The sequence below is a fragment of the Streptomyces griseocarneus genome, from assembly GCF_014655595.1.
Taxonomy (GTDB): domain Bacteria; phylum Actinomycetota; class Actinomycetes; order Streptomycetales; family Streptomycetaceae; genus Streptomyces; species Streptomyces griseocarneus.
The window spans coordinates 131,618-152,455 of the sequence record NZ_BNBL01000004.1; the positions used below are offsets into that span (position 1 = coordinate 131,618).

23 protein-coding genes are annotated in these 20,838 nt (G+C 70.8%); 10 read left to right on the forward strand and 13 right to left on the reverse strand.

Annotation, left to right across the window (positions count from 1 at the left end; all coding sequences use genetic code 11):
- Nucleotides 1–4 precede the first annotated feature (4 nt).
- From IE295_RS12060 to IE295_RS12080, 5 genes are all read right to left on the reverse strand, one after another.
- Nucleotides 5–718: a hypothetical protein gene (locus IE295_RS12060; RefSeq protein ID WP_190063586.1), complete on the reverse strand. Its 714-nt coding sequence runs from the start codon at nucleotides 716–718 to the stop codon at nucleotides 5–7.
- Between the two features lie 36 nt (nucleotides 719–754).
- Nucleotides 755–1,402 carry a hypothetical protein gene (locus IE295_RS12065; protein WP_190063587.1) on the reverse strand — a complete coding sequence of 216 codons (648 nt, stop codon included), beginning with the start codon at nucleotides 1,400–1,402 and terminating at the stop codon, nucleotides 755–757.
- A gap of 39 nt (nucleotides 1,403–1,441) precedes the next feature.
- A complete protein-coding gene (locus IE295_RS12070) occupies nucleotides 1,442–3,541 on the reverse strand; it encodes a hypothetical protein (RefSeq protein WP_224322987.1) in 2,100 nt (699 codons plus the stop codon).
- Nucleotides 3,542–3,637: 96 nt separating this feature from the next.
- Nucleotides 3,638–3,856, reverse strand: a complete 219-nt coding sequence (locus IE295_RS12075; protein ID WP_190063588.1) for a hypothetical protein — start codon at nucleotides 3,854–3,856, stop codon at nucleotides 3,638–3,640.
- Nucleotides 3,857–3,979: 123 nt separating this feature from the next.
- Nucleotides 3,980–4,195, reverse strand: coding sequence for a hypothetical protein (locus IE295_RS12080; protein WP_190063589.1), 216 nt, complete (start codon nucleotides 4,193–4,195; stop codon nucleotides 3,980–3,982).
- 229 nt (nucleotides 4,196–4,424) lie between these two features.
- Between IE295_RS12080 and IE295_RS12085 the strand changes: the two genes are divergently transcribed.
- Together IE295_RS12085 and IE295_RS12090 are read left to right on the forward strand one after the other, a co-directional pair.
- The gene (locus tag IE295_RS12085; protein ID WP_190063590.1) at nucleotides 4,425–4,823 is read left to right on the forward strand and encodes a helix-turn-helix domain-containing protein; all 399 of its coding nucleotides are present in this window, start codon (nucleotides 4,425–4,427) and stop codon (nucleotides 4,821–4,823) included.
- Nucleotides 4,824–4,975: 152 nt separating this feature from the next.
- A complete protein-coding gene (locus IE295_RS12090) occupies nucleotides 4,976–5,242 on the forward strand; it encodes a hypothetical protein (protein WP_224322988.1) in 267 nt (88 codons plus the stop codon).
- Nucleotides 5,243–5,349: 107 nt separating this feature from the next.
- Here the strand turns inward: IE295_RS12090 and IE295_RS12095 are convergent, their stop codons facing one another.
- The 3 genes from IE295_RS12095 to IE295_RS12105 form a co-directional block, all read right to left on the reverse strand.
- A complete protein-coding gene (locus tag IE295_RS12095; protein ID WP_190063591.1) occupies nucleotides 5,350–5,790 on the reverse strand; it encodes a rodlin in 441 nt (146 codons plus the stop codon).
- A 207-nt stretch (nucleotides 5,791–5,997) separates the two neighbouring features.
- The gene (locus tag IE295_RS12100) at nucleotides 5,998–6,417 is read right to left on the reverse strand and encodes a rodlin (protein WP_190063592.1); all 420 of its coding nucleotides are present in this window, start codon (nucleotides 6,415–6,417) and stop codon (nucleotides 5,998–6,000) included.
- 136 nt (nucleotides 6,418–6,553) lie between these two features.
- Nucleotides 6,554–6,829, reverse strand: coding sequence for a hypothetical protein (locus tag IE295_RS12105; RefSeq protein WP_190063593.1), 276 nt, complete (start codon nucleotides 6,827–6,829; stop codon nucleotides 6,554–6,556).
- Between the two features lie 492 nt (nucleotides 6,830–7,321).
- Between IE295_RS12105 and IE295_RS12110 the strand changes: the two genes are divergently transcribed.
- Entirely contained in the window at nucleotides 7,322–7,918 is a 597-nt protein-coding gene (locus IE295_RS12110; protein WP_190063594.1) for a TetR/AcrR family transcriptional regulator, read from the forward strand.
- Nucleotides 7,919–8,046: 128 nt separating this feature from the next.
- Here the strand turns inward: IE295_RS12110 and IE295_RS12115 are convergent, their stop codons facing one another.
- From IE295_RS12115 to IE295_RS12125, 3 genes are all read right to left on the reverse strand, one after another.
- Nucleotides 8,047–8,742 carry a ScbR family autoregulator-binding transcription factor gene (locus IE295_RS12115; protein WP_190063595.1) on the reverse strand — a complete coding sequence of 232 codons (696 nt, stop codon included), beginning with the start codon at nucleotides 8,740–8,742 and terminating at the stop codon, nucleotides 8,047–8,049.
- A 191-nt stretch (nucleotides 8,743–8,933) separates the two neighbouring features.
- On the reverse strand, nucleotides 8,934–9,707 hold the full coding sequence (locus IE295_RS12120) for an SDR family NAD(P)-dependent oxidoreductase (protein ID WP_372478800.1): 774 nt from the start codon (nucleotides 9,705–9,707) through the stop codon (nucleotides 8,934–8,936).
- Nucleotides 9,694–10,434 carry an HAD family hydrolase gene (locus tag IE295_RS12125; protein ID WP_190063596.1) on the reverse strand — a complete coding sequence of 247 codons (741 nt, stop codon included), beginning with the start codon at nucleotides 10,432–10,434 and terminating at the stop codon, nucleotides 9,694–9,696. Before IE295_RS12125 ends, IE295_RS12120 begins: the two co-directional genes overlap by 14 nt.
- 233 nt (nucleotides 10,435–10,667) lie before the next feature.
- On the opposite strand from IE295_RS12125, the gene IE295_RS12130 reads away from it, so the two are divergent.
- Complete coding sequence (locus IE295_RS12130) at nucleotides 10,668–11,627, forward strand: ScbA/BarX family gamma-butyrolactone biosynthesis protein (protein WP_190063597.1); 960 nt, start codon at nucleotides 10,668–10,670, stop codon at nucleotides 11,625–11,627.
- A gap of 51 nt (nucleotides 11,628–11,678) precedes the next feature.
- On the opposite strand, the gene IE295_RS12135 is transcribed toward IE295_RS12130, so the two are convergent.
- On the reverse strand, nucleotides 11,679–12,998 hold the full coding sequence (locus tag IE295_RS12135) for an alpha/beta hydrolase (RefSeq protein ID WP_190063598.1): 1,320 nt from the start codon (nucleotides 12,996–12,998) through the stop codon (nucleotides 11,679–11,681).
- A 324-nt stretch (nucleotides 12,999–13,322) separates the two neighbouring features.
- On the opposite strand from IE295_RS12135, the gene IE295_RS12140 reads away from it, so the two are divergent.
- The 6 genes from IE295_RS12140 (at nucleotide 13,323) to IE295_RS12165 (ending at nucleotide 18,883) form a co-directional block, all read left to right on the forward strand.
- Entirely contained in the window at nucleotides 13,323–14,684 is a 1,362-nt protein-coding gene (locus tag IE295_RS12140) for a carotenoid oxygenase family protein (RefSeq protein ID WP_190063599.1), read from the forward strand.
- A gap of 177 nt (nucleotides 14,685–14,861) precedes the next feature.
- Nucleotides 14,862–15,965, forward strand: coding sequence for a vWA domain-containing protein (locus IE295_RS12145; RefSeq protein WP_308013100.1), 1,104 nt, complete (start codon nucleotides 14,862–14,864; stop codon nucleotides 15,963–15,965).
- Between the two features lie 140 nt (nucleotides 15,966–16,105).
- Complete coding sequence (locus tag IE295_RS12150; RefSeq protein ID WP_190063600.1) at nucleotides 16,106–16,303, forward strand: hypothetical protein; 198 nt, start codon at nucleotides 16,106–16,108, stop codon at nucleotides 16,301–16,303.
- Entirely contained in the window at nucleotides 16,300–16,533 is a 234-nt protein-coding gene (locus tag IE295_RS12155; RefSeq protein ID WP_190063601.1) for a DUF7848 domain-containing protein, read from the forward strand. Before IE295_RS12150 ends, IE295_RS12155 begins: the two co-directional genes overlap by 4 nt.
- Before the next feature lie 97 nt (nucleotides 16,534–16,630).
- Nucleotides 16,631–18,364 carry a methionine--tRNA ligase gene (gene metG / locus IE295_RS12160; RefSeq protein WP_190063602.1) on the forward strand — a complete coding sequence of 578 codons (1,734 nt, stop codon included), beginning with the start codon at nucleotides 16,631–16,633 and terminating at the stop codon, nucleotides 18,362–18,364.
- A gap of 144 nt (nucleotides 18,365–18,508) precedes the next feature.
- Complete coding sequence (locus IE295_RS12165) at nucleotides 18,509–18,883, forward strand: DNA-binding response regulator (protein ID WP_190063603.1); 375 nt, start codon at nucleotides 18,509–18,511, stop codon at nucleotides 18,881–18,883.
- Nucleotides 18,884–18,949: 66 nt separating this feature from the next.
- On the opposite strand, the gene aspS is transcribed toward IE295_RS12165, so the two are convergent.
- A complete protein-coding gene (aspS, locus tag IE295_RS12170) occupies nucleotides 18,950–20,737 on the reverse strand; it encodes an aspartate--tRNA ligase (protein WP_190063604.1) in 1,788 nt (595 codons plus the stop codon).
- Between the last annotated feature and the right edge of the window lie 101 nt (nucleotides 20,738–20,838).

A 20,838-nucleotide genomic window follows, 5' to 3' on the forward strand; every position in this document is an offset into this window, starting at 1 on the left:
GGGGTCAGCCGTCCCCGCCGCCGCCCTCGTCCCCCTCGCCGGCGCCGTCCTCGTCCTCGTACGGCGTCTCCTCCGCGATCCGCTCCGCGATCTCGGTGGCCCAGCCGTGGGCCCAGCGGCGCAGCCCCTCCGTGGCGGCGGCGTCCAGCCCGTAGGCGGCGAACTCGCCGTCGTCGACGAAGTCGGCCGCCTCCAGGCGGGCCTGGAGATCGGCCGGGTCGAAGGCGTCGGGGGCGTGGCGGCGGCCGAACTCCTCCAGCTCGGCGAGCGACCAGCGGGCCGAGGCGGCATGGACGTCGACGAGGTCAGGGGCCAGGCCCCGGTCGGCCAGCGCGCGTACGCGGATGCCGACCACGTCCTCGGCGGCGAGGACCAGGCCGTACTCCGTGCGCACGGGCGGCCGCCACACCGTCTCCTTGAGGAGGACGACCGTGTGCTCCTCCCCGGTCGTGGCGTCGGCCGGCCGCAGCCGGGCCCCGAGCGGGGCCACGTCGGCCCCGCTCACGCGCCAGCCGCGCTCGGCGAGCCCGGAGCGGACGACCGCCGCGATGTCCTCCATCGGCACCGGGCTGTCGGTGGCCAGCTCCACCTCCCGGCACGGGCGGTCCACCAGGTCGTGCGCCGCCATCGCGTGGCCTCCGGAGAGGGCGAGCGGGTACGGCGCCCCGACGGCGGCCAGATCGGCGAGCAGCCGCTGGTGCGACCCGGTGAGCCTCATGATCGGGATTATCCCGCAGGCGGTGCCCGCGTGCCGTCAGCGGCCGGGCCAGCCGTCCAGCTGGCGGTGGACCTTGACGGTGGGCCGGCCCGACCGGGCGGCGGTCGTGGAGGCCGGGTCGGCGAGGACGGCGGTGACCTCGGCGGCCAGGGCGTCGGTCTTCTTCCTGAGGTCGGCCGCCGGGAGGCGGGAGGAGCCCAGGGCGTCCAGTCGGCGGTGGATGTCGGCGAGGCGCCGTTGGGCGGCCGGGGTGAGGCGGGTGGCCTTCTTGGTGGAGACGACGAACTGGTAGGCGCCCGCGAGGGTCTGGCAGCCGGTGCAGTGGTCGTTGGTGGCGCGGCCGTTGTTCACGGCGGTGAGGCGGACGTGCTCGCCCGAGAGCGTGATGATCTGGAAGGACAGGGCCACCGACCGGCAGGCGTCGTCCGCCGTGCAGCCCGCCGAACGGGCGACGGCCCGGTTGCCCACGCGGGCGGCGGCGACCGTGCCGAGCTGACGGACGGAGAAGCTGTCGCGGAACTGCGTGTGGTGGCGGTGGTCGGCGGTGGTGCGGACGCCGTCGTTGGCGATGACGACCGCCTCGGCGGCCTGGGCCGGGCCGGCGGTGGCGGCCGCGGCGAGGCCGGCGGCCAGCAGGCCGAGGCGCAGGAAGTGGCGGGACGTGCGGGACTTCGCAGGCTTCACGGTCTTCTCCTGGAACGGTTCACGGTGGCTCACCGTGGTTCACGGTGACGGTGGCGGCGACGTGGCCGGCGCGGGCGGCGCCGGGGTGGTGGCCGCCGCGGACGGGCTCGCCGACGGCTCGGGGGCCGGGGCGGGCGTCGGGGACGCGGCCGGGGAGGGCGCGGCCGTGGCGCTGGGTGCCGGCGCGGGCTTGGGCGGCGCGGTCGGCGGCAGGGCGGGCGGGAGCGCGGGGGGCATCGTGGGCGGGAGGACGACCGGCGCGGGCGCCTGACTGGGCTGGGCGGCCGGGGCGGGTGCGGCGGCCGGGGCGCCCGGCGGGAGACGGACCGCGGCGGGCATCGGCGTCGGCAGCCCGGGGGCGGCCGGCGGGGTGCGCCAGGGCAGCGGCGTGACGGCCGGGGCCGCGCCGTCCGGCGCCCAGACGCCCGGCGTGTCCCCCTTGGACGGGTCGTGGCCCGGCAGGGTGGGGCTCGGTGACGCCGGGGCGGTGGGCACGTGGGGCTGCAGGATCGGGGCGATCGGCGGCGCGGGCGGCAGCGGCTTGGGCGTGACGCCGCTGGTCCAGGCGTAGGCGAGGGTCGTGGCGACGGCCGCCACGCCCAGCACGAGCCCGACCCTCAGGCGGGGGCGGTCGGCCGTGTAGCGCAGGGCGTTGCGGCCCAGCCGCCCCGAGAGGCGGATGGACAGGTACGTCATGCCGGCCAGCGGCACGATGAGCATGAGGCTGCCGAGCACGCCCGCCAGCCCGGCCGGCAGCTCGCCGGCCGCGAACGCCTCGTAGGTGCCGGTGAGTTGCTGGGTGAGCGAGCGGATGCCGGTGGCGACCAGGCGGGGCAGGTTCCACAGGGCGTAGCAGAGTTCGCCGAGCAGGAAGGGCACCATGGTCAGCACCCAGGTGGTGACGATGACGCGTGTCTTGCGCTTGAGGTCGGCGACGGCGGGATCGGGCTTGCGGCCCGGGATCATGCTGAGCAGGATCGGCTTGATCTTGCCGTACAGGTCGGGCACGCCGGCGAGGTCGCCGAGGATGAAGTAGCCGTCCAGCCGCACGGCCGGCATCAGCTGTTCGAGCACCTCGAAGTGCCCGAGGTAGACCGCGCAGAGCAGGAACGGCTGTCCGGTGACGAAGTACGCCCCTGTGAGCAGCAGCATGAAGACGACGTTGAAGTAGACGCCGCCGAGGTCGGTGCGGATCCGTCCGGCGCGGCCGATGCGGTAGACGTCGGTGACGTCGGTGTACATGGACGGCCAGATCAGGAAGATGCCGCAGCCGATGCAGCCGGGATGCGCGCCGTCGTATCTGCACGCCGAGGCGTGCCCGAACTCGTGGAAGACGAGCGAGGCGACGGTCAGCACGAAGACCACGAGCAGCAGCAACGGCTGGTCGAGGACGCTGAGTACGGGCTCCATCGCGCCGTGGAAGCCGAAGAGCCACACGTCCATGGCGACGGCCAGGGACAGTACGGCCGCCACCACGGGCGGGCGGTGCAGCCAGGCGAGGGAGCGGGCGATGACGGCGACCCGCTTCTCGTTGAAGATGACCCGGTGGCCCTTGAGGCTCAGCAGCAGGTCCGAGCGCGGGCCGTGGACCTCGTCGCTCTCCTGGCCGTGCGGCACGGTGATGCCGAGCGGCTCGAGCTTCTTCTCCACCAGGTAGGCGACGTTCTCGCCGCTGACCTCGCGCCCGTAGCCGGCGCTGACCCGGGCCGCGACCGCGCGCAGGTCGCGCTCGCCGTCGATGGCCGACGCGACCAGGTGCAGCAGCCTGGAGAGCTGGACGACCTGGCCGTCGCCGCGCCGGGCGATGTACTTGGGCTCGTTGAAGCCCGAGCCCTGGTACTCGCCGTGCAGCCGCAGCCCGGCGCTGAGCCGCGGGACGACGGCTTCCGCCTCGGGCCGCGGCTCGGGCTCGGGCTCCGGCAGCCGCGCGAACGGCAGCCGCAACGTGGCGTCCTCGGGCTCCCCCTTCCCGTACGCCCCCGGGGCGGCGGTGTACGGGAAGCCGCCGGGCCCCGGCACCGGCGCACCGGCGTCCCCTGTCCGGACGCCGGATGCCCCGGTGTCGATCTGAAGCGTCGCGGTCTCGCCGATACCGCGCTGGCGACTGCGGCCGGCCTCGTGGTCTCCGACCACCGTCATCCAGTTCCTCCCCCTCGGCGAAACCGCTGGTGTTCCCCCCCTGTCGACGGGCCGCGCCTTCCCCTGGACGCGGCCCGCCGAGTGCGTGGGGCCGGGCTACTGCTTGATCGAGATGGCCTGGCTCGCCTCGGACTGCGCCACCGCGAAGGGCGAGCTGTCGTTGACGGCCAGCGACTCGTTGTGCGCGTGGACGGTGGCCACGTGCTTGGTGACGTTGGTGGTGCGCGAGAAGCTGAACTTCAGCTTGCCCAGGGCCTCACGGCCGGGCAGCAGCTCAGCGGACTCGGCCTCGAGCTCGATCGGGTTCATGCTCATGGCTGTGCCTTTCTTTCCAACGACGTGTGCAACGACGTGCCGTGCGACCGGTGCGGTCCGCGGACGCCTCTGATGACGTTCTGTTGCACGCCTGTCGCATGCGACGGCGTACGGCGCGGTGTACTACTGCTGGATGGCGATCGACTGGCCGGCCGCGGACTGCGCCACGGCGTCCGGCGAGCAGACGTTGAGCGCCGTCGAGGAGTTGTGGGCCGAGACGTTGGCGACGTGCTTGGTGACGTTCGTGGTGCGGGTGAAGCTGAACTTCAGCTTGCCCAGGGCCTCACGGCCGGGCAGCAGCTCAGCGGACTCGGCCTCGAGCTCATGCGCGTCGAGCATGGTGGTCCCCCTCCGGGATGGTGTGTCACGTACTGCGCCCTCGGGCACGGGCAGGACCCCCCGGCCTCGCGTCCGATGCGGTCGGACGTGCTGTCCAACGAGATTGGACACTAGTGGCGGGCGTCGGCCCCGCGCAAGCGGTTCGTCTGGACGCCGCCCGTAGAATCGGTTCCACCCGAGGGACGGGCCAGCCGAGAGCCGAACCGCCGAGAGCAGGAAGCGACCGTCAGTGGCCAACGCACTGCAGCAGTTGATGAGACAGCGCCTGGACCGGCAGGGGTGGTCCTACGGGGAGGTGGCCCGCAGGGGCGGCATCCCCCGCTCGACCGTGCACCATCTGGCCACCGCCGAACGCCTGGTGCGCATGCCGCAGCCCGCCACGCTCGAGGGGCTCTCGCGAGGGCTCGAACTGCCCCTGGACACCGTGCGCCGGGCCGCCGCCGAGGCCTGCGGCATCCACCTCTACCCCGCCCGGGAGGAGGACGCCCCGCAGTCCCCGCCGGACCCCGAGGTCGACCTGCTGATCGCGAGCGTCCAGCGGCTGTCCTCCGACGACCGCCGGCATGTGGCCGCGCTGGTCGAGTCGTTGCTCGAACGCGCGCCCAAGGAGTCACCCGCACAGGACTGAACCGGCGGTTTCGGCGGCGGCCCGGCGTCACGGACGCCGCCCCCGACTCCCCCGGTTCCCGGAACGGTTGAATCCAGCGAATATTCCCGTCCGGCCGAGGATCATGCCCGCTCCCGGCTATCGTCTCGATCTGCCGAGGCCAGGGGGAATGTGTGCTCGTTGTCAGTGGTGGCTCGACGTCCCACGCCGTCGTCCGGGGACGCACCGGGGAATCCGTCGTCCTGCTCTCCGGTGACCTGCCGGACGTACTCACCGACCGGAGCGTCGCCGAACTCCTCGACCTGGCGGCCGCGGTGCTGACCGGCGAGGAGATGGCGATGTTCCGCGCCTGCCTGCGCGCGCTGCGCCGCGGCGAGGGCCTGGGGCAGCGGCGCGTCGAGATCGGTGGCGCGGTGCTCACCGTCTACTACGAGGGCTGACCCACGACGAGGGCCGGCACGCCCGCGCGAATGAGGACCACGCACGCGAAGAGAACCGCCCCCCGGGATCGCCGGGGGGCGGTTCTCGGTTCCGGGGAACGGACCGGTCAGTGGTGGCCGCCGTGTCCGTGCTCCCCGAAGAGCGGGCCGCCGTTCCCCGAGCCGTTGCCGGACAGGATCACGAGGTCGTCCAGGATGTGCGACAGCGGGTCGTCGCCGTCGTTGATCGTGGAGTTCTCGGTGCACTGCTGCTGCTGCTGCGAGGACAGGATCGGGATGTCCTGGAGGTTGATGGGCACCGCCCCGGCGAGACCCTGGAGACCCACCTTGCCGATGGCGATGCACGGCTTGTTGAACGAGCCGTTGATCAGGCCCATCTGAGGGCTCATATAGCCGCCGGTGTAGGTGTTGCCGTACATCTGCGTGGCGCCGTTGGCGTTGAAGGTGTCCCGGGAGTCACCACCGCCGCCGGCGGCCAGGGCCGGGGCGGCGGTCCCGCCGACCGCGGAAACGGCGAGCGCGGCCGCGGCCATTACCTTTTTGATCACAGTTGTTCCTTCGCTCCGAGCCGACCGGGCCGACGAATGACAGAGAACGCCATGCGTAACCGGAAGCGGGCTGCAAAGGTTATCGGGCTTCATTCATTCGGCCCACGGAAAGACCACGCCGAGCCTTTTTCCACAACATAGGGAAACCCCCCGCAGCGGGTCCCGCACACCCGCCGCAGGGGGAATTCCCGATGGTCCGGACTCCGGTCAGTGACCGTGCTCCCCGAAGAGCGGGCCGGCGTTCCCCGAGCCGTTGCCCGACAGGATCGGGATCTCGTCGAGGATGTGCGACAGCGGGTCGTCGCCGTCGTTGATCGTGGAGTTGTCGGTGCACTGCTGCTGCTGCTGCGAGGACAGGATCGGGATGTCCTGGAGGTTGATGGGCACCGCTCCGACGAGACCCTGCGCGTTGATCTTCCCGATGCCCAGGCACGGCTTGTTCAGCGTGCCCTGGATCAGGCTCATCTGGGGGCTTTCGTGGCCACCGGTGTGGGTGTTGCCGTAACCGGTCTTCGCGCCGTTGGCGTTGAAGACATCCTGGTCGTTTCCGATGGCCATCGCGGGCGAGGCGACGGCGCCGACCGCGGAAGCGGACAGGGCCGCCGTGGCGAGAACCTTCTTGAGCACGTCTATTGCCTTTCGATCGAGTAGCGCCCCCACTGAGAAAGCGTTCTGAATAACTCCGGCCCATTCGGGAAGTTCCGGTCATTACTCGGGCTTTCACTCATTCGAGCCAGTGGGCACCGCTACCGCGAAATCGACATCAACGCGTCAGTCGCCGATAGGAAAAAATGCTGGTCAGCGTGACGTAGCGATATTGCCCGCCACGTTCGCTGCGCAGTTCGCCGCGTTCTATGAGGTGGGCGACGGTCCACGGCGTCAGCCCGAGCAGCGAGGCCGCGGTCCGCACCGGGACGCTCAGCCCCTCGAAGACCGCGGGGACGGGCTCCTCGGCCGCACCGCCGTCCACCTCGTGGTCCACCGCGTCGTAGTCGTGTGCGGCGTAGTAGTCGATCGCGGCAGCAATGTCTCGTGCCATCCCGACGCGCACCATCCCCTCGGTCCAGTCGCGTTTTTCGTACTTGCCGCCAGGCCAGCCAGCTCCGCCGGAAGAGTATGCAGCACCTAACCGGGCGTCAAGTATGCTTTTTCCTTGCTTGTCGGCAGGTAAGAGACCGCTCAACGAAATATCCCGGCCACAAGGAACCGGCCAGAGGTGGTGCGGTGATGACGCGTCACACCGGCGCGTTGACCGCGAACACGGTGACCAGCGGGAAGTTTTGTTCACGCCCGGCCGGCGCGGCCGCGGGGCCGGCCCGGCCCCGAGCACCTGGCGAGAGGGCGGCGGACGCCGCGACCGGCGCCCCTACGCCCCCCGGAGTACCGGTCCCGGGCGGTATCGCCGTACCGATCATGTCCTGGGGGGCGATCTTTCTCCCCTAACGTGTGCGGGAGGCCCACCTGTACTTACTTGCCAGCGGGTTAGTTGAGTACATGTGCGACGGACGACGGACAGCAGGAGAGTGAGCCCATGGGCAGCACGCCACAGCCCCGCAAGAGCGACACCCGCGAGCGCATTCAGAAGACGGCACTGGACCTGTTCGTGTCACGGGGCTACGAGAAGACGTCGCTGCGCGAGATCGCCGAGGAGCTCGGGGTCACCAAGGCCGCGCTGTACTACCACTTCAAGACCAAGGAGGACATCCTCAGCGCCCTCTCCGAGCAGCTCGGGCGGCCCGTCGACGAGCTCATCGCCTGGGGCGAGGCCCAGCCCCCCACCCTGGAGACCAAGCGCGAACTGCTGCGCCGCTACAGCGCGGCCCTGCGGGACGCCGCCCCGATCTACCGCATCCTGCAGGAGAACCAGGCGACGCTGCGCGAGCTGGCCATCGGCGAGACGCTGCGCCGGAGGGTGACCGCCGTCTCCCGGCTCATCCAGTCGGGTGACGGGGCGTTGGAGAGCTCCGTACGGTCCTCCAGCGCCCTGCTGACGGTCCATTTCGGCACCTTCGCCCTGGACGGCGTGAAGGGCGACCCCGAGGACAAGCGTGCCGCCCTCCTGCGGGTCGCCCTGGAGATCCTGGACTCGGCCGGCCGCGCGGACGCGGAACCGGCCGCCGCCCGGTGACCCCGCGCGGCCCCCGCGACCGCTCCATACCGTCGAGTCGGTTTGATGGCCTGCCGCGAGGCCGACGGCCGTCCGGGGTCGCTTCCAGGGCCGCTTCCGGGGCCGCGCCCGGGGAAGCGTCCGCCCCGTCAGCCGGCGGCGATCAGCTGCCCGTCCTCCGCCCGGCCCGCGCGCATCCGCTCCGCCTCCACCAGCGCCAGCGCGCGGGCACCGCGCCCGGGGCTCATGTCGAGCCGGGCCAGCACCGAGGGCACCGCCACGCTGGGCATCAGGTGCTCGTAGAGCACGATGGCCCGGCGCTCGAGGTCGGCGCGGTTGGTGACCGCCTGGGACATGGTGTTGATGCCCGCGTACGCGCCGACGATCAGCTCGGCGGTGTCGGCCGGCACCACGTGGGGCAGCACCTCGCCGCGCTCCTTGCCCTCCAGCAGGACCCGGGTGTGCACCTCGGTCCAGCCGTTGAAGGGGCTGGCGCGGTTGAGGTTCGACGAGCCGTGCTCGAGCGTGAGCCGGACGCTGCCGCGCAGCAGCGGGTCCTCGACCATCCGGAGGGCGAAGATCATCCCCATGTCGACCAGTTCCTGCATCTTGCAGGCGCCGGCCAGCTCGGCCGGCTCGGGGATGGTCGACATCTGGGCGTCTATGACCGCGAGCGCCAGCTCCTCCTTGGAGGCGAAGTGGAAATACAGCGCCCCCTTGGTCACCTCGGCCCGCGCCAGGATCTCCGTAATGGTGGCGGCGTCGTAGCCCCGCTCGTCGAACACCACCGCGGCCGCTTCCAGAATGGACTGGCGAGTCCTGATCGCACGGTCCTGCTTTGCCACGGTTGCCTCCGGATCAATTGGGTCGCTTCGCCGCAAGTCGGCGGCGAGGGCGACGGGTGCACCCCCCTGGTGCGGTTGTCGCCCCCGAAATCAAACCGGCGAGTCCGTATCCTATCAAGCCCGGCCTCGCAATCTGGCGCAATTCTCACCCTGGTGAATCCCGTCCGCCAGGGCGAATCGCAGCGGCCGAATCACACCATGGTGAATCCGCCGTCGACCGGCACGGTGGCGCCGGTGACAAAGGACGCACGGTCGCTGAGCAGCCACGCGGCGGCCTCCGCGATCTCCTCCGGCTCCGCCGTGCGGGGCTGCGGCGTCGCGGCGTGCAGCGCGGCCTCGATGCCCGGGTTCTGGGCGAACCAGTCCGCGACGACCTCACTGCGGGTGGTGCCCGGGGCCACGGCGTTGACCCGGATCCCCTGGGCGGCGTACTCCGCGGCGGCCGCCTTCGTCAGGCCGATGACCGCGTGCTTGGCCGCCACGTACGGGGCCGCGACCGGCGTCGCCAGCAGGCCGCCGACGCTGCTGTTGTTGACGATCGTGCCGCCGCCGGACGCCAGCATCGCGGTGATCTCGTCGCGCAGGCAGTTCCACACACCGCGGGCGTTGACGTCCATGATGCTGTCGTACGTGGCGTCGTCCATCAGGTGCAGCGGAGTGCGCCCGGCGCCCCAGCCGGCGTTGTTGAACGCCGAGTCCAGCCGGCCGTACCGCTCGAGGACGAAGTCCACGGCGCGCCGGGTGTCCTCGCGCCGGGAGACGTCCGTCACCACGTACGCGGCCTCCGCGCCCGTGGCCCGCAGCTCCTCCACCAGCTCGCGCAGCCGGTCCTCGCGCCGGGCGGCCAGCACCACCGTGGCCCCCTCGCGCGCGAACACCCGCGCGGACGCGGCGCCTATGCCGCTGCTGGCACCCGTGATCAGTGCGACCCTGCCCCGGAGCAGCCCGTGCTCACCGGCCATCATGCGTACCTTCTTCTTCCTCGTCTGCACCGGAACCCGACCACAGGATCCCGGCCTCGGCCTCCGCGTCGACGGTGCGCAGCAGCGCCTCGTCGATCGCGGACAGTGAACCGACCACGTGCCGCACGCCCGCCTCGCGCATCAGCTCGCCCTGGAATCCGTGCGCGAAGCCGGAGGGGTGGCCGATGAAAGCGGTGCCCAGGGCGCGTGCCGTTTCCGCGACGCGGGCCACGTCGTCGATGAAAAGCGCCTCGTCGTGGCGCAGTCCGAAGACGTCCGTGGTGATCTCGGTGATGCCTGGCCGGAAATCGTTGGTGCATACATACCCGGGGCCGTCGAAGAGCTCGGCGTGCGCACCGAGGTACCGGGTGAAGTGGGAGGCGTCGAGTCCGCCGTAACAGACCGTGCGCAGCCCGAGGGCGCGCAGCCGGTGCAGCAGGTCCAGGGCGCCGTCGAGGAGGCGGATCGGGTCGCTCGCCAGATAGTCGGCGCGCTCCTCGAAGTAGGCCTCGAGCACACGCTGCGGGTCCCAGTCCAGGCCGGCCGCCTCGCCCATGGCGCGGGCGGCCACCAGCTGCGGCTGGGAGAAGACGGCCCGCTCCACTTCGGCCGTGTAGCGGCCGCCGCGACCGGTGACGAAGCGGTGGATCATCGGACTGAACGTGTCATTGAGAAGGACGCCGTCGATATTGACGGCGGCCAGCCGTATCCGGCGCAGCGGTGCGGCCACAATCGACCTCCATTGTTGGGGGAAGAGCCTCGAAATTAAACCGTCCCGCCCGGATGTTCCGCACGCGAGAGGTAAATCACATCGGGGCTGATTGGCCGTCAACCGCCTTGTATCTTGGCCCCCCGGAGGGCGTTGACCGGGGGAACGGTAACACTTTAAAAGAAAACCCGATGGCACGCACCTTGACATTGGCGGCCAACCGGCCTGCTCTGCTTATCGACTGAGGGGGAAACATGTACCCGTCCACGACCGTGCCCGGGTCCTTCGCGCCCGATCTGCCCCGGCTGACCACGACCGTACCCCGCGAGTTCGTCCATCGCGCGGCCGTGGCGGAGGTGCTGCTCACGGGGTGGAGCAGAGTGGACGGGGAGCGCTTTCGCGTCCGCGCCCAATGGCCTCGCGGGCACAGCTTCTTCACCCCGGTGAGCGGCACGCGGCACGATCCCATGATGGTCGCCGAGACGGTCCGCCAGGTCGGCTCCCTGCTGGCCCACGCGGAGTTCGACGTCCCCCTCGGCTACCAGTTCCTGATGTGGCACCTGGACTACGCGGTCCACGCGGAGCACCTCGGGATCGGCGCGGCCCCGGCTGAGCTGGAGCTGGACGTCGTCTGCTCGGACGTGCGCCGCCGGGGGCGGGTCCTGTCCGGCATGCGCTACGACGTCGTCGTGCGCCGCGACGGCGCGGTCGCCGCGACCGGCAGCGCGTCCTTCACCTGCACCTCGCCGGAGGTCTACCGCAGGATCCGCGGCCCCCGGCTGCCCGGCCCTCCCACCGAGCTGGGCTCGCCGCCCGTGCCGCCCGAACAGGTGGGCCGCGTCTCGGACTTCGACGTGGTCCTGGGCCCCGGCGACCGGGACCGCCCGGGGCGCTGGCTGCTGCGTGCCGACGGCCGGCACCCCATACTCTTCGACCATCCCGTCGACCACATCCCCGGCATGGTGCTGCTGGAGGCCGCCCGGCAGGCCGTCACCGCCCTGGCCCCGCACCCGGTGGTCTTCCCCGCGACCCTGAACGGCGCCTTCCACCGCTATGCCGAGCTGGACAGCCCCGTACGGATAGCCGCCGACCGCGACGACCCGGACGGCTCGGGGTCCTTCGTCACCCGCGTCAGCGGGCACCAGGACGACGAGCTCCTCTTCTCCTGCACGATTTCGGCGGCGCCTCCGCCCGCGGGTGCCGCTTCGCTGTGACGCCACGGTCCGACGCGGAAGACGCCGGACCGGTCCATGAGGAACGACCGGCTATTCGTCGCCCTGCTCCGCCTGGTCACCCGGCTTCTCTTCCTCCGCGCGCTTCTGCTCCTCGGCGCGCTTCTTCTCCTCTTCCTTCCGCTGCTCTTCCTTCTTCTTTTCCTCTGCGCGCTGCTTGTCGCCCGGCTTCTGCTTGTCGGCGGTGTCCTGCGGGAAGGTGAGCTGCTTGCCCATCCATTCCAGCGTCGGTGAGACCTCCCGCCGCCAAGTGGTGAAGTTGTGGCTGCCCGAGGGAAGAATGATCTTCGCGGCCGTCATGGGTTCCTTGACCGCGGCGAGGAACTTCTTCGTCTCCTCGTAGTTCTTCTCGCCCTTTTCGCTGCTGGTGACCAGTACCGACACATGGGGAACGGGCAGATTCCGCAGGCGCCAGATCAGGTCGTGCTCACGCTGCCGCTTGCGGCCCGCTTCGTCGTCGCCGAAGAGTTTGCCGGTGGTGAGATCATTCTTGATCTTGTAATCGGCGGACAGCGCGCCCGCGACCGGATAGATCCCGGGCTGGCGCATGGCGAGCTCCAGGGCGCAGGTGCCGCCCGAGGAATAGCCCATGACGCCCCAGGCGCTCGCCTCGTGGCCGACCCGGTAGGCGCTCCTGAGCGCTTCCGGAATGTCCTTGGTGAAATAGGTCTCGGCCTGCGGGCCGTCGGGAACGTCCACGCACTCGGTGTCGCGCGGCGGCGCGATGGTCGGCCGGACCATCACCACGATGGTGGGCTGCATCCGGTGCTCGGAGATCAGCGTGCTCGCGGTCTTCGGAACCTGCAGATACTGCGAAAGGTTGTTGATGCCGCCGGGATAGCCGCTGATGGCCACGATGACGGGGAAGCGCGCCCGTTCGTACTGCTTCTGGAAATACTGCGGGGGCAGATAGACGAAGGCGGGCTCGATGACGTTCGCCCGGCGGGCGACCAGGCGCACCGACTGCAGCGCGCCGACCTGGTCCCGGGGCCCCTTGGGCAGCGCCGCCCGGTCCAGGCCCTCCGACCCCGCGGGCCGCACCAGACCGCCCTTGCCCGCGTCGACGCGCGCGCCCCCGCCGCCGTCGGCGGCGCCCTGGGTGACCTGCCCCTGCGATTTGTCGTACCTGCCGATCAGCTCACCCCAGGTGCCGAAGAAGCTATTGGCGGAATTCACCGCGAGCAGCACCGTGGACATGATCGTCACCTGGGTCACCAGGATCGCGCCGAGGCGTCCCAGCACGGGCAGCGCGCCCCGCCCGGCGAGCCTCGGCCAGAGCCATGTCGTGAGCCCCACACACACAATGGCGACGAACGCCACCGTGTACAAGAGTGACTGGCTGGTCAGGCCCATGTGCCCCTCAACTCCCTGCCCCCGTGGTGGGTACTCATGTTCGGTCCGGCAATAGTCACCGATAAAGAGGCGGGAACGGGCGGACAGGGTTGCCCATCGACCGTTTATTGCCCCGCTCTTGTCCTGCCCGTGTCCTGCTCTTCTCCCGGTGTTCCCGGCAACGAATCCCGGCTCGGGCCGGTTACCCGTGGCGGATGAAGGCGAGCCGACGCTCAGATGGAGGCTGGCCGAACCCTGCCTTCCGCTGGATGGTGAAAAAGAACGGCTCCGCGGTGGGGGCACCGACCAGCCGCTGCTGGGGGAGGGCCGGTGGAGGTGGGCGAGATGACCGGCACGACACACGGCCCGCGGCACGGCGCGGCCAATCCCTATCTGAGCGGTCTCCACGCGCCCGTGCGGGACGAGACCACGGCGGTCGACCTGCCCGTGACCGGCACGCTCCCGGAGTGCCTGCGCGGCCGCTACCTGCGCAACGGCCCCAACCCCGTGCACGTCGACGACCCGTCCGCCTACCACTGGTTCGGCGGCGAGGGCATGATCCACGGCGTGCGGCTGCGGGACGGCCGCGCCGAGTGGTACCGCAACCGCTGGGTGCGCTCGGACGCGGTGGCCGGGCAGCTCGGCGAGAAGCTGCTGCACGGCCCCCGCCACCTGGACATGGACTTCGCGCCCAACACCCACGTCCAGTTCTTCGCCGGGCACTGCCTGGCGCTGGTCGAGGGCGGCACCCTGCCGTACGAGCTCGACCCGGAGCTCTACACGATCGGGCCGTTCGACTTCCACGGCACGCTGCCCGGCGGGCTGTCGGCGCACCCCGTCGTCGACCCGCGCGACGGCGAGCTGCACGCGGTGGCCTACTGCCTGGCCTGGCCGTACGTGCAGTACGTCGTCGCCGGCGTGGACGGGCGGGTCCGCCGGCACGTCGAGATCCCCGTCCAGGGGCATCCGATGATGCACGCCTTCTCGCTCACCGAGCGGTACGTGCTGCTGTACGACCTCCCGGTCGTCTTCGCCGGGAACGGCCGCGCGGGCGGGCCGCATCCCGCCTGGGCGCCCGGGCGGCCGGCCCGCCTGGGGGTGCTGCCGCGCGAGGGGGCCGCGCACGAGGTGCGCTGGCTGGAGACGGACCCCTGCTTCGTCTTCCACCCCATGAACGCCTTCGAGCACGACGGCCACTTCATCACCGTGCACCTGGTCCGCTACGACCGTTTCTTCGACACCGCCCGGCCGGTGCCCGGCGAGCGGGCGGCCCACCTGGAGCGCTGGACCGTCGACCTGGCCGCGGGGACCGTCCGCCGGCAGCGGGTGGACGACCGCCCGGTGGAGTACCCCCGCGTCGACCCGCGACGCCTGACCGTGCGGCACCGCTACGGCTACGCCATGCGCGAGCGGACGGCGGGCCGGGACACCGCCCTGCTCAAGTACGACCTGGAGCGCGGCACCTGCGTGGAGTTCGAGGTTCCGGCGGGCGGCGACGTGGGCGAGGGCGTGTTCGTACCGGCGTCGCCCGAGGCGGCCGAGGACGACGGCTGGGTGCTCGCGTACGCCTGGGCGCCGGAGCGCGCCGCCACGGACCTCGTGGTGCTGGCCGCCCAGGACTTCGCGGCCGGGCCGGTGGCCCGGGTCCATCTGCCGGTGCGGGTGCCGCTGGGCTTCCACGGCAGTTGGATTCCCGATCACATATGACAGGTGATGAACCGTCGAGGCACACAATGCCCCGGTATGACACGCACCAACGGCGTGTCGGGTGTGAACGGACGGGACCGGACTTGACGGCTAGCCTTACGTAGTCGCCAGCCAGGGGATTTATCCCCGCACTACGGACAATTCATCGCACCCGAGACACATGAAGGACACCTCCCCATGGGCATTCGGAGTCTGCTGCGGAACGCGTTCGGCCGGTCCAGAACAGCCGGGCGCGACGAACCGAGCCTGCCCCAGCAGAGTGCGGGGCCCGGCGACAGCGCCGCTGCCGCCGTGTCCGTCCCGGCCCAGCCGACCGCCGAGACCGCCGACCGCACCCGTCCCACCGTCCCCGACCCCGGCCCGCTCGGGCCGATCCCCACGCCCGGCCCGGCGCGCCCCGAGCCGGTCCCCGAGCCCGAGCCCCAGCCGCACCCCATGCCGTCCCCGAAGCCCGTCCCCGAGCCGGAGCCGGCGCCGAGGCCCGCCCCGGGCCCCTTCCCCGACCCCACCCCCGGCCCGGACCCCGAGCCCTCCCCCGCGATGACGGCCGCCGGCGACGACGCGCCGGCCGTCAGCCTGGAGAAGGTGCGGCAGACCGCGCCCGGGCTGGTGAGCCTCTACAAGTCCGCCGGCGCCTCGCTGCGCAAGCAGGGCCTGGCCGGCCGGCGAGCGGCCGTCTACCTCGTCCTGGACCGCTCGGGCTCCATGCGCAACTACTACAAGGACGGCACCGTCCAGCACCTCGCCGAGCAGGCGCTGGGGCTCGCGGCCAACCTCGACGACGACGGCGTCGTCCCCGTGGTCTTCTTCTCCACCGACGTCGACGGCACCGCCGAGCTCGACCTGAGCGACTACGACGGCCGGATCCAGGAGCTGCACGAGTCGTACGGGCACATGGGCCGCACCAACTACCACTGGGCCATCGAGGCCGTCGTCGACCACTACACGAAGTCGGGCGCGACCGACCCGGCCTTCGTCATCTTCCAGACCGACGGCGCCCCGTACAGCAAGCCGGCCGCGGAGCGGGCGCTGTGCGAGGCGGCGAAGCTGCCGATCTTCTGGCAGTTCGTGGGCTTCGGCGACCCGGACGGCAAGGGCTTCGACTTCCTGCGCAAGCTGGACGACCTGCCGGTGCCGGACAAGCGCGTGGTCGACAACGCCGGCTTCTTCCACGCGGGCCGCGAGCCGCGGCTGCTGTCGGACGACGAGCTCTACAGGGAACTGATGGTCGAGTTCCCCGAGTGGTTGTCCGAGGCCCGCGCCGCCGGGATCATCCGCTAGCGGACGCCCCAGACCTTGGGAGGGCCACCCGCCACGGCCGGCGGGCGGCCCTCGCCCTGTGTACCGGGGGCTTCGAAATATCACTCTCCGTACCGGCCCTGCGGCTGATCAGGTTCCGCCCCAGTGGGCATGCATAAGGCGTGAGCAAAGAAATTCCCGCCGGCGCCTATGCCGTCGACACCAGGACCGGCCGGCTCGGACAGGTCATGGACCACCACGCCGGTTACGTACAGCTACGACCGCCGCGCGGCGGGCTCGAGTGGAACTGCCCGCCCGAGCACGCCCGTCCCGTGGCCGAGGAGGAGACGGCCGACGGCGAGCGGAGGTGGCGTCCATGACCGCACGAACGGTTTTCCTCTTCGGGACCTGGACGCTGCAGCCCGACCAGGAGCCCGACGCGGAGCCGCTGACCTACGCCATGGAGTGCGCGGTGTGCGGAGCCTCCTCGGAGCCGAGCGAGGACGAGGCCGTCGCCCAGGGATGGACGTTCAAGCACGCCGGGCGCAACCCCGCGCACCACACGTACAGAGAGCTGATCACCCGGCCCTGGCGGGCCTGGATGCGTTGACACAGCCGTCATAAACGCCGCCCGTCACCCCCCTGGCCCTCGGATACGCTAAAGGTGCACCTCAACCTGAACACACACCGACCAGGGAGCAGCCGCAATGGCTCGACACCTCATCACCAGCGCCCTTCCGTACATCAACGGGATCAAGCACCTGGGCAACATGGTGGGGTCCATGCTCCCGGCGGACGTCTACACCCGCTTCCTGCGCCAGACCGGCCGCGAGGCGCTGTACATCTGCGCGACCGACGAGCACGGCACGCCGGCCGAGCTGGCCGCCAAGGAAGCCGGGCTGCCCGTCGCCGAGTTCTGCGCCCAGCAGCACGACGCGCAGAAGGCCATCTACGAGGGCTTCGCGCTGTCCTTCGACTACTTCGGCCGCAGCTCCTCCCCGGAGAACCGGGAAATCACCCAGCACTTCGCGCGTCAGCTGCAGAAGAACGGGTTCATCGAGGAGCGCTCGATCCGCCAGGTGTACTCCCTGGCCGACGGCCGCTTCCTGCCCGACCGCTACATCGTCGGCACCTGCCCGCACTGCGGCTACGACAAGGCCCGCGGCGACCAGTGCGAGAACTGCACCCGCGTCCTGGACCCGACCGACCTGATCGACGCCCGCTCGGCGATCAGCAACAGCAGCGAGCTGGAGGTCCGTGAGACCAAGCACCTCTTCCTGCTGCAGTCGAAGCTGCAGGGCGAGGTCGAGGCGTGGATCGACGAGCACGGCAAGGACTGGCCGGTCCTGGCCTCCTCCATCGCCCGCAAGTGGCTGACCGAGGGCCTGAACGACCGGGCGATCACCCGCGACCTGGACTGGGGCGTCCCGGTCCCGGCCGACACCTGGCCGGAGCTGGCGGCCGAGGGCAAGGTCTTCTACGTGTGGTTCGACGCGCCCATCGAGTACATCGGCGCCACCAAGGAGTGGGCGGCCAAGGACCCGGAGAACCGCGACTGGAAGTCGTGGTGGTACGAGGCCGAGGACGTGCGCTACACCGAGTTCATGGCGAAGGACAACGTCCCGTTCCACACGGTGATGTTCCCGGCCACCGAGCTCGGCACCCGCGAGCCCTGGAAGAAGGTCGACTACGTCAAGGCCTTCAACTGGCTCACGTACTACGGCGGCAAGTTCTCCACCTCGCAGAAGCGCGGCATCTTCACCGACGCCGCCCTGGAGATCCTGCCGGCCGACTACTGGCGCTACTTCCTCATCGCCAACGCCCCGGAGTCGGACGACACCTCCTTCACCTGGGAGCACTTCGCCGCCTCGGTGAACAAGGACCTCGCCGACACCCTCGGCAACTTCGTCAACCGCGTGCTGTCGTTCTCGCGCAAGCGCTTCGGCGACAACGTCCCCGCGGGCAACGAGGAGGGCGAGGCCGAGGCGGAGCTGGGCCGCCAGATCGCGGAGCTGCTCGCGGAGTACGAGCGGCACATGGAGGAGCTGCAGTTCCGCAAGGCCGCGCAGGCGCTGCGCGCCCTGTGGAGCGCGGGCAACTCCTACCTGGAGACCAAGGCCCCCTGGCTGGAGATCAAGACCAACCCCGAGGGCGCCGCGCTCACGCTGCGCACGGCGATGAACCTCATCCACCTCTACTCGGTCGTCTCCGAGCCCTTCATCCCGGCCTCGGCCGCGGCCATGCGCTCGGCCTTCCAGCTGGCCGACACAGCGTCCGACCAGAAGCGCGCCACCTGGGTCACCCAGGACGAGGCCAGGTCCCTGACCTTCGTCCCGGCGGGCACGCCCTTCACCGTGCCGCCGGTCCTCTTCGCGAAGATCACCGAGGACGACCTGGCCGCGTACGTCGAGCGCTTCGGCGGCGGTGACGCGCAGGCGTAGCCGCGGCTTCCCCAGCGGACGGAGGGCCCGGAACCGGTGCGGTTCCGGGCCCTTCGCGCGCCCGTTGATCGTTCGGCAATCGATCGTTCAGCCCGCCCGGTGAGCATGAGGGAGTCGATACGCGGGGGAAGACGAGGAAGAGCAGTGTTCGAGAAACGCATCACCGTGAACGTCCGGGCCGCCGACGAACTGGGCCGCCACCGCATCGTCAGGCAGCTGCGCACCCTGCCCGGGGTCGGCGTCGTCCGGGGGGACGAGGACGCCGCCGTGGACATCCTGGTCATGGGGCGGCAGGACGACGCCGCCCCCGACGAGCTGCGCCGGCTGGCGCGCGCGGGCCGCGCGCCGCTGGTGGTGGTCGCCGAGGAGCTGGGCGAGACGGAGCTGATGGCCGTGGCGGAGTACGGCGTGCGGTCCGTGCTGTGGGGGGACCGGCTGACGCCGGGCCGGCTGTCGCGGGCGGTCCACCAGGCGGCGGGCTGCTGCCCGAGAGTGCCGATGTCCGCCGCCCTGGTGTGAACGGACGGGTGACGCGAAGGGGCCCGGCAGCAGTGCTGCCGGGCCCCTTCGCGTGCCGGGTGCCTGTTACTTGGTCGGCTTGTACGGCGTCGGCTTGGCCGCGCCCTTGTAGATGCTCAGGTGGAGCTCCTTCAGGCGGGCGTCGTCGACCTCGCTCGGGGCGCCCATCAGCAGGTCCTGCGCGTTGCCGTTGAGCGGGAAGGCGATGGTCTCGCGGATGTTCGGCTCGTCGGCCAGCAGCATCACCATGCGGTCGATGCCGGGGGCGATGCCGCCGTGCGGCGGGGCGCCGAACTTGAAGGCGCGCAGCATGCCGCCGAACTCCTTCTCGACCTCCTCGTTGCTGTAACCGGCGATCTCGAAGGCGCGGTACATGACCTCGGGCTCGTGGTTACGGATGGCGCCGGAGGACAGCTCGGTGCCGTTGCAGACGATGTCGTACTGCCAGGCGAGGATGTCCAGCGGGTCCATCGTGTTCAGCGCCTCCAGGCCGCCCTGCGGCATGGAGAAGGGGTTGTGCGAGAACTCGATCTGGCCGGTGTCCTCGTTCTTCTCGAACATCGGGAAGTCGACGATCCAGCAGAAGCGGAAGACGTTCTCCTCGAACTGGCCGGCGCGCTTGGCGGCCTCGACGCGCACGGCGCCCATGATCTTGGAGACCTCGTCGAACTCGCCCGCACCGAAGAAGATCGCGTGGCCGGGCTCGAGGCCGAGGCGCTCGGCGAGGGCCTTGACGTTCTCCTCGGTGAGGAACTTGGCGATCGGGCCGGTCAGCGCGTTGCCTTCGCCGACGCGGACCCAGGCCAGGCCCTTGGCGCCGTGCTCGACGGCGAACTCACCGAGGCCGTCGAAGAACTTGCGCGACTGGTCCTGGAGGTTCGGCACGGCCAGCGCACGGACGTGCTTGCCGGCGAAGGCCTTGAACTCCGAGCCGGCGAAGACGTCGGAGACGTCGACGAGCTCGAGGTCGGCGCGCAGGTCCGGCTTGTCGGAGCCGTACTTGAGCATCGCCTCGCGGAAGGGGATCCGCGGGAAGGGGGAGGTGACGTGGCGGCCGTTGCCGAACTCCTCGAAGAGGTCGGTCATGACCTTCTCGATGACCTGGAAGACGTCCTCCTGCTCGACGAAGGACATCTCCATGTCGAGCTGGTAGAACTCGCCCGGCGAGCGGTCGGCGCGGGCGTCCTCGTCGCGGAAGCAGGGCGCGATCTGGAAGTAGCGGTCGAAGCCCGCGATCATCAGCAGCTGCTTGAACTGCTGCGGGGCCTGCGGCAGGGCGTAGAACTTGCCGGCGTGCAGGCGCGAGGGCACCAGGAAGTCACGCGCGCCCTCGGGGGAGGTGGCGGACAGGATCGGGGTGGCCATCTCGTTGAAGCCGAGGTTCGTCATCTTCTCGCGGATGGAGGAGATGACGGCGGAGCGCAGCATGATGTTGCTGTGCATGCGCTCGCGGCGCAGGTCGAGGAAGCGGTACTCCAGGCGGCGCTCCTCGTTCACCCCGTCGTCGGTGTTGATCGTGAAGGGGATCTGCTCGGCCGCGCCGAGCACCTCGACCTCGGTGACCTCGATCTCGATCTCGCCGGTGGGGAGCTCGGGGTTGACGTTCTCGGCGCCACGGCTCATGACCTTGCCGTCGACGCGGACGACGGTCTCCTTGGTCAGGTGGCTGAGGGCCTCGTTGGCGGCGGTGCCGGGGCGGGCCACGAGCTGGACCAGGCCGTGGTGGTCCCGCAGGTCGATGAAGAGGATGCCGCCCAGGTCGCGCCGATTGTGCAGCCAGCCACTCAGACGGACGTCGGTGTCGACGTCAGCCGCACGGAGCTCGCCGCAGTTGTGGGACCGGTACCGATGCATCGTTCATCCAAGTCGTGGTCGAGGGCGTTGGTCGTAAAGCGCGCCGTGCCGAGCTGCACAGGGCCGCCGCACCGGGTTACCGTGCGGGCAGTGTGCATACA

Bases quoted from the DNA above. Each gene is read 5' to 3' on its own strand.
- IE295_RS12060 (WP_190063586.1), bottom strand. From the start codon at position 718: ATGAGGCTCACCGGGTCGCACCAGCGGCTGCTCGCCGATCTGGCCGCC.
- IE295_RS12070 (WP_224322987.1), bottom strand. From the start codon at position 3,541: ATGACGGTGGTCGGAGACCACGAGGCCGGCCGCAGTCGCCAGCGCGGT.
- IE295_RS12075 (WP_190063588.1), bottom strand. From the start codon at position 3,856: ATGAGCATGAACCCGATCGAGCTCGAGGCCGAGTCCGCTGAGCTGCTG.
- IE295_RS12080 (WP_190063589.1), bottom strand. From the start codon at position 4,195: ATGCTCGACGCGCATGAGCTCGAGGCCGAGTCCGCTGAGCTGCTGCCC.
- IE295_RS12105 (WP_190063593.1), bottom strand. From the start codon at position 6,829: ATGGCACGAGACATTGCTGCCGCGATCGACTACTACGCCGCACACGAC.
- IE295_RS12110 (WP_190063594.1), top strand. From the start codon at position 7,322: ATGGGCAGCACGCCACAGCCCCGCAAGAGCGACACCCGCGAGCGCATT.
- IE295_RS12120 (WP_372478800.1), bottom strand. From the start codon at position 9,707: ATGATGGCCGGTGAGCACGGGCTGCTCCGGGGCAGGGTCGCACTGATC.
- IE295_RS12130 (WP_190063597.1), top strand. From the start codon at position 10,668: ATGTACCCGTCCACGACCGTGCCCGGGTCCTTCGCGCCCGATCTGCCC.
- IE295_RS12135 (WP_190063598.1), bottom strand. From the start codon at position 12,998: ATGGGCCTGACCAGCCAGTCACTCTTGTACACGGTGGCGTTCGTCGCC.
- IE295_RS12140 (WP_190063599.1), top strand. From the start codon at position 13,323: ATGACCGGCACGACACACGGCCCGCGGCACGGCGCGGCCAATCCCTAT.
- IE295_RS12145 (WP_308013100.1), top strand. From the start codon at position 14,862: ATGGGCATTCGGAGTCTGCTGCGGAACGCGTTCGGCCGGTCCAGAACA.
- IE295_RS12155 (WP_190063601.1), top strand. From the start codon at position 16,300: ATGACCGCACGAACGGTTTTCCTCTTCGGGACCTGGACGCTGCAGCCC.
- metG (WP_190063602.1), top strand. From the start codon at position 16,631: ATGGCTCGACACCTCATCACCAGCGCCCTTCCGTACATCAACGGGATC.
- aspS (WP_190063604.1), bottom strand. From the start codon at position 20,737: ATGCATCGGTACCGGTCCCACAACTGCGGCGAGCTCCGTGCGGCTGAC.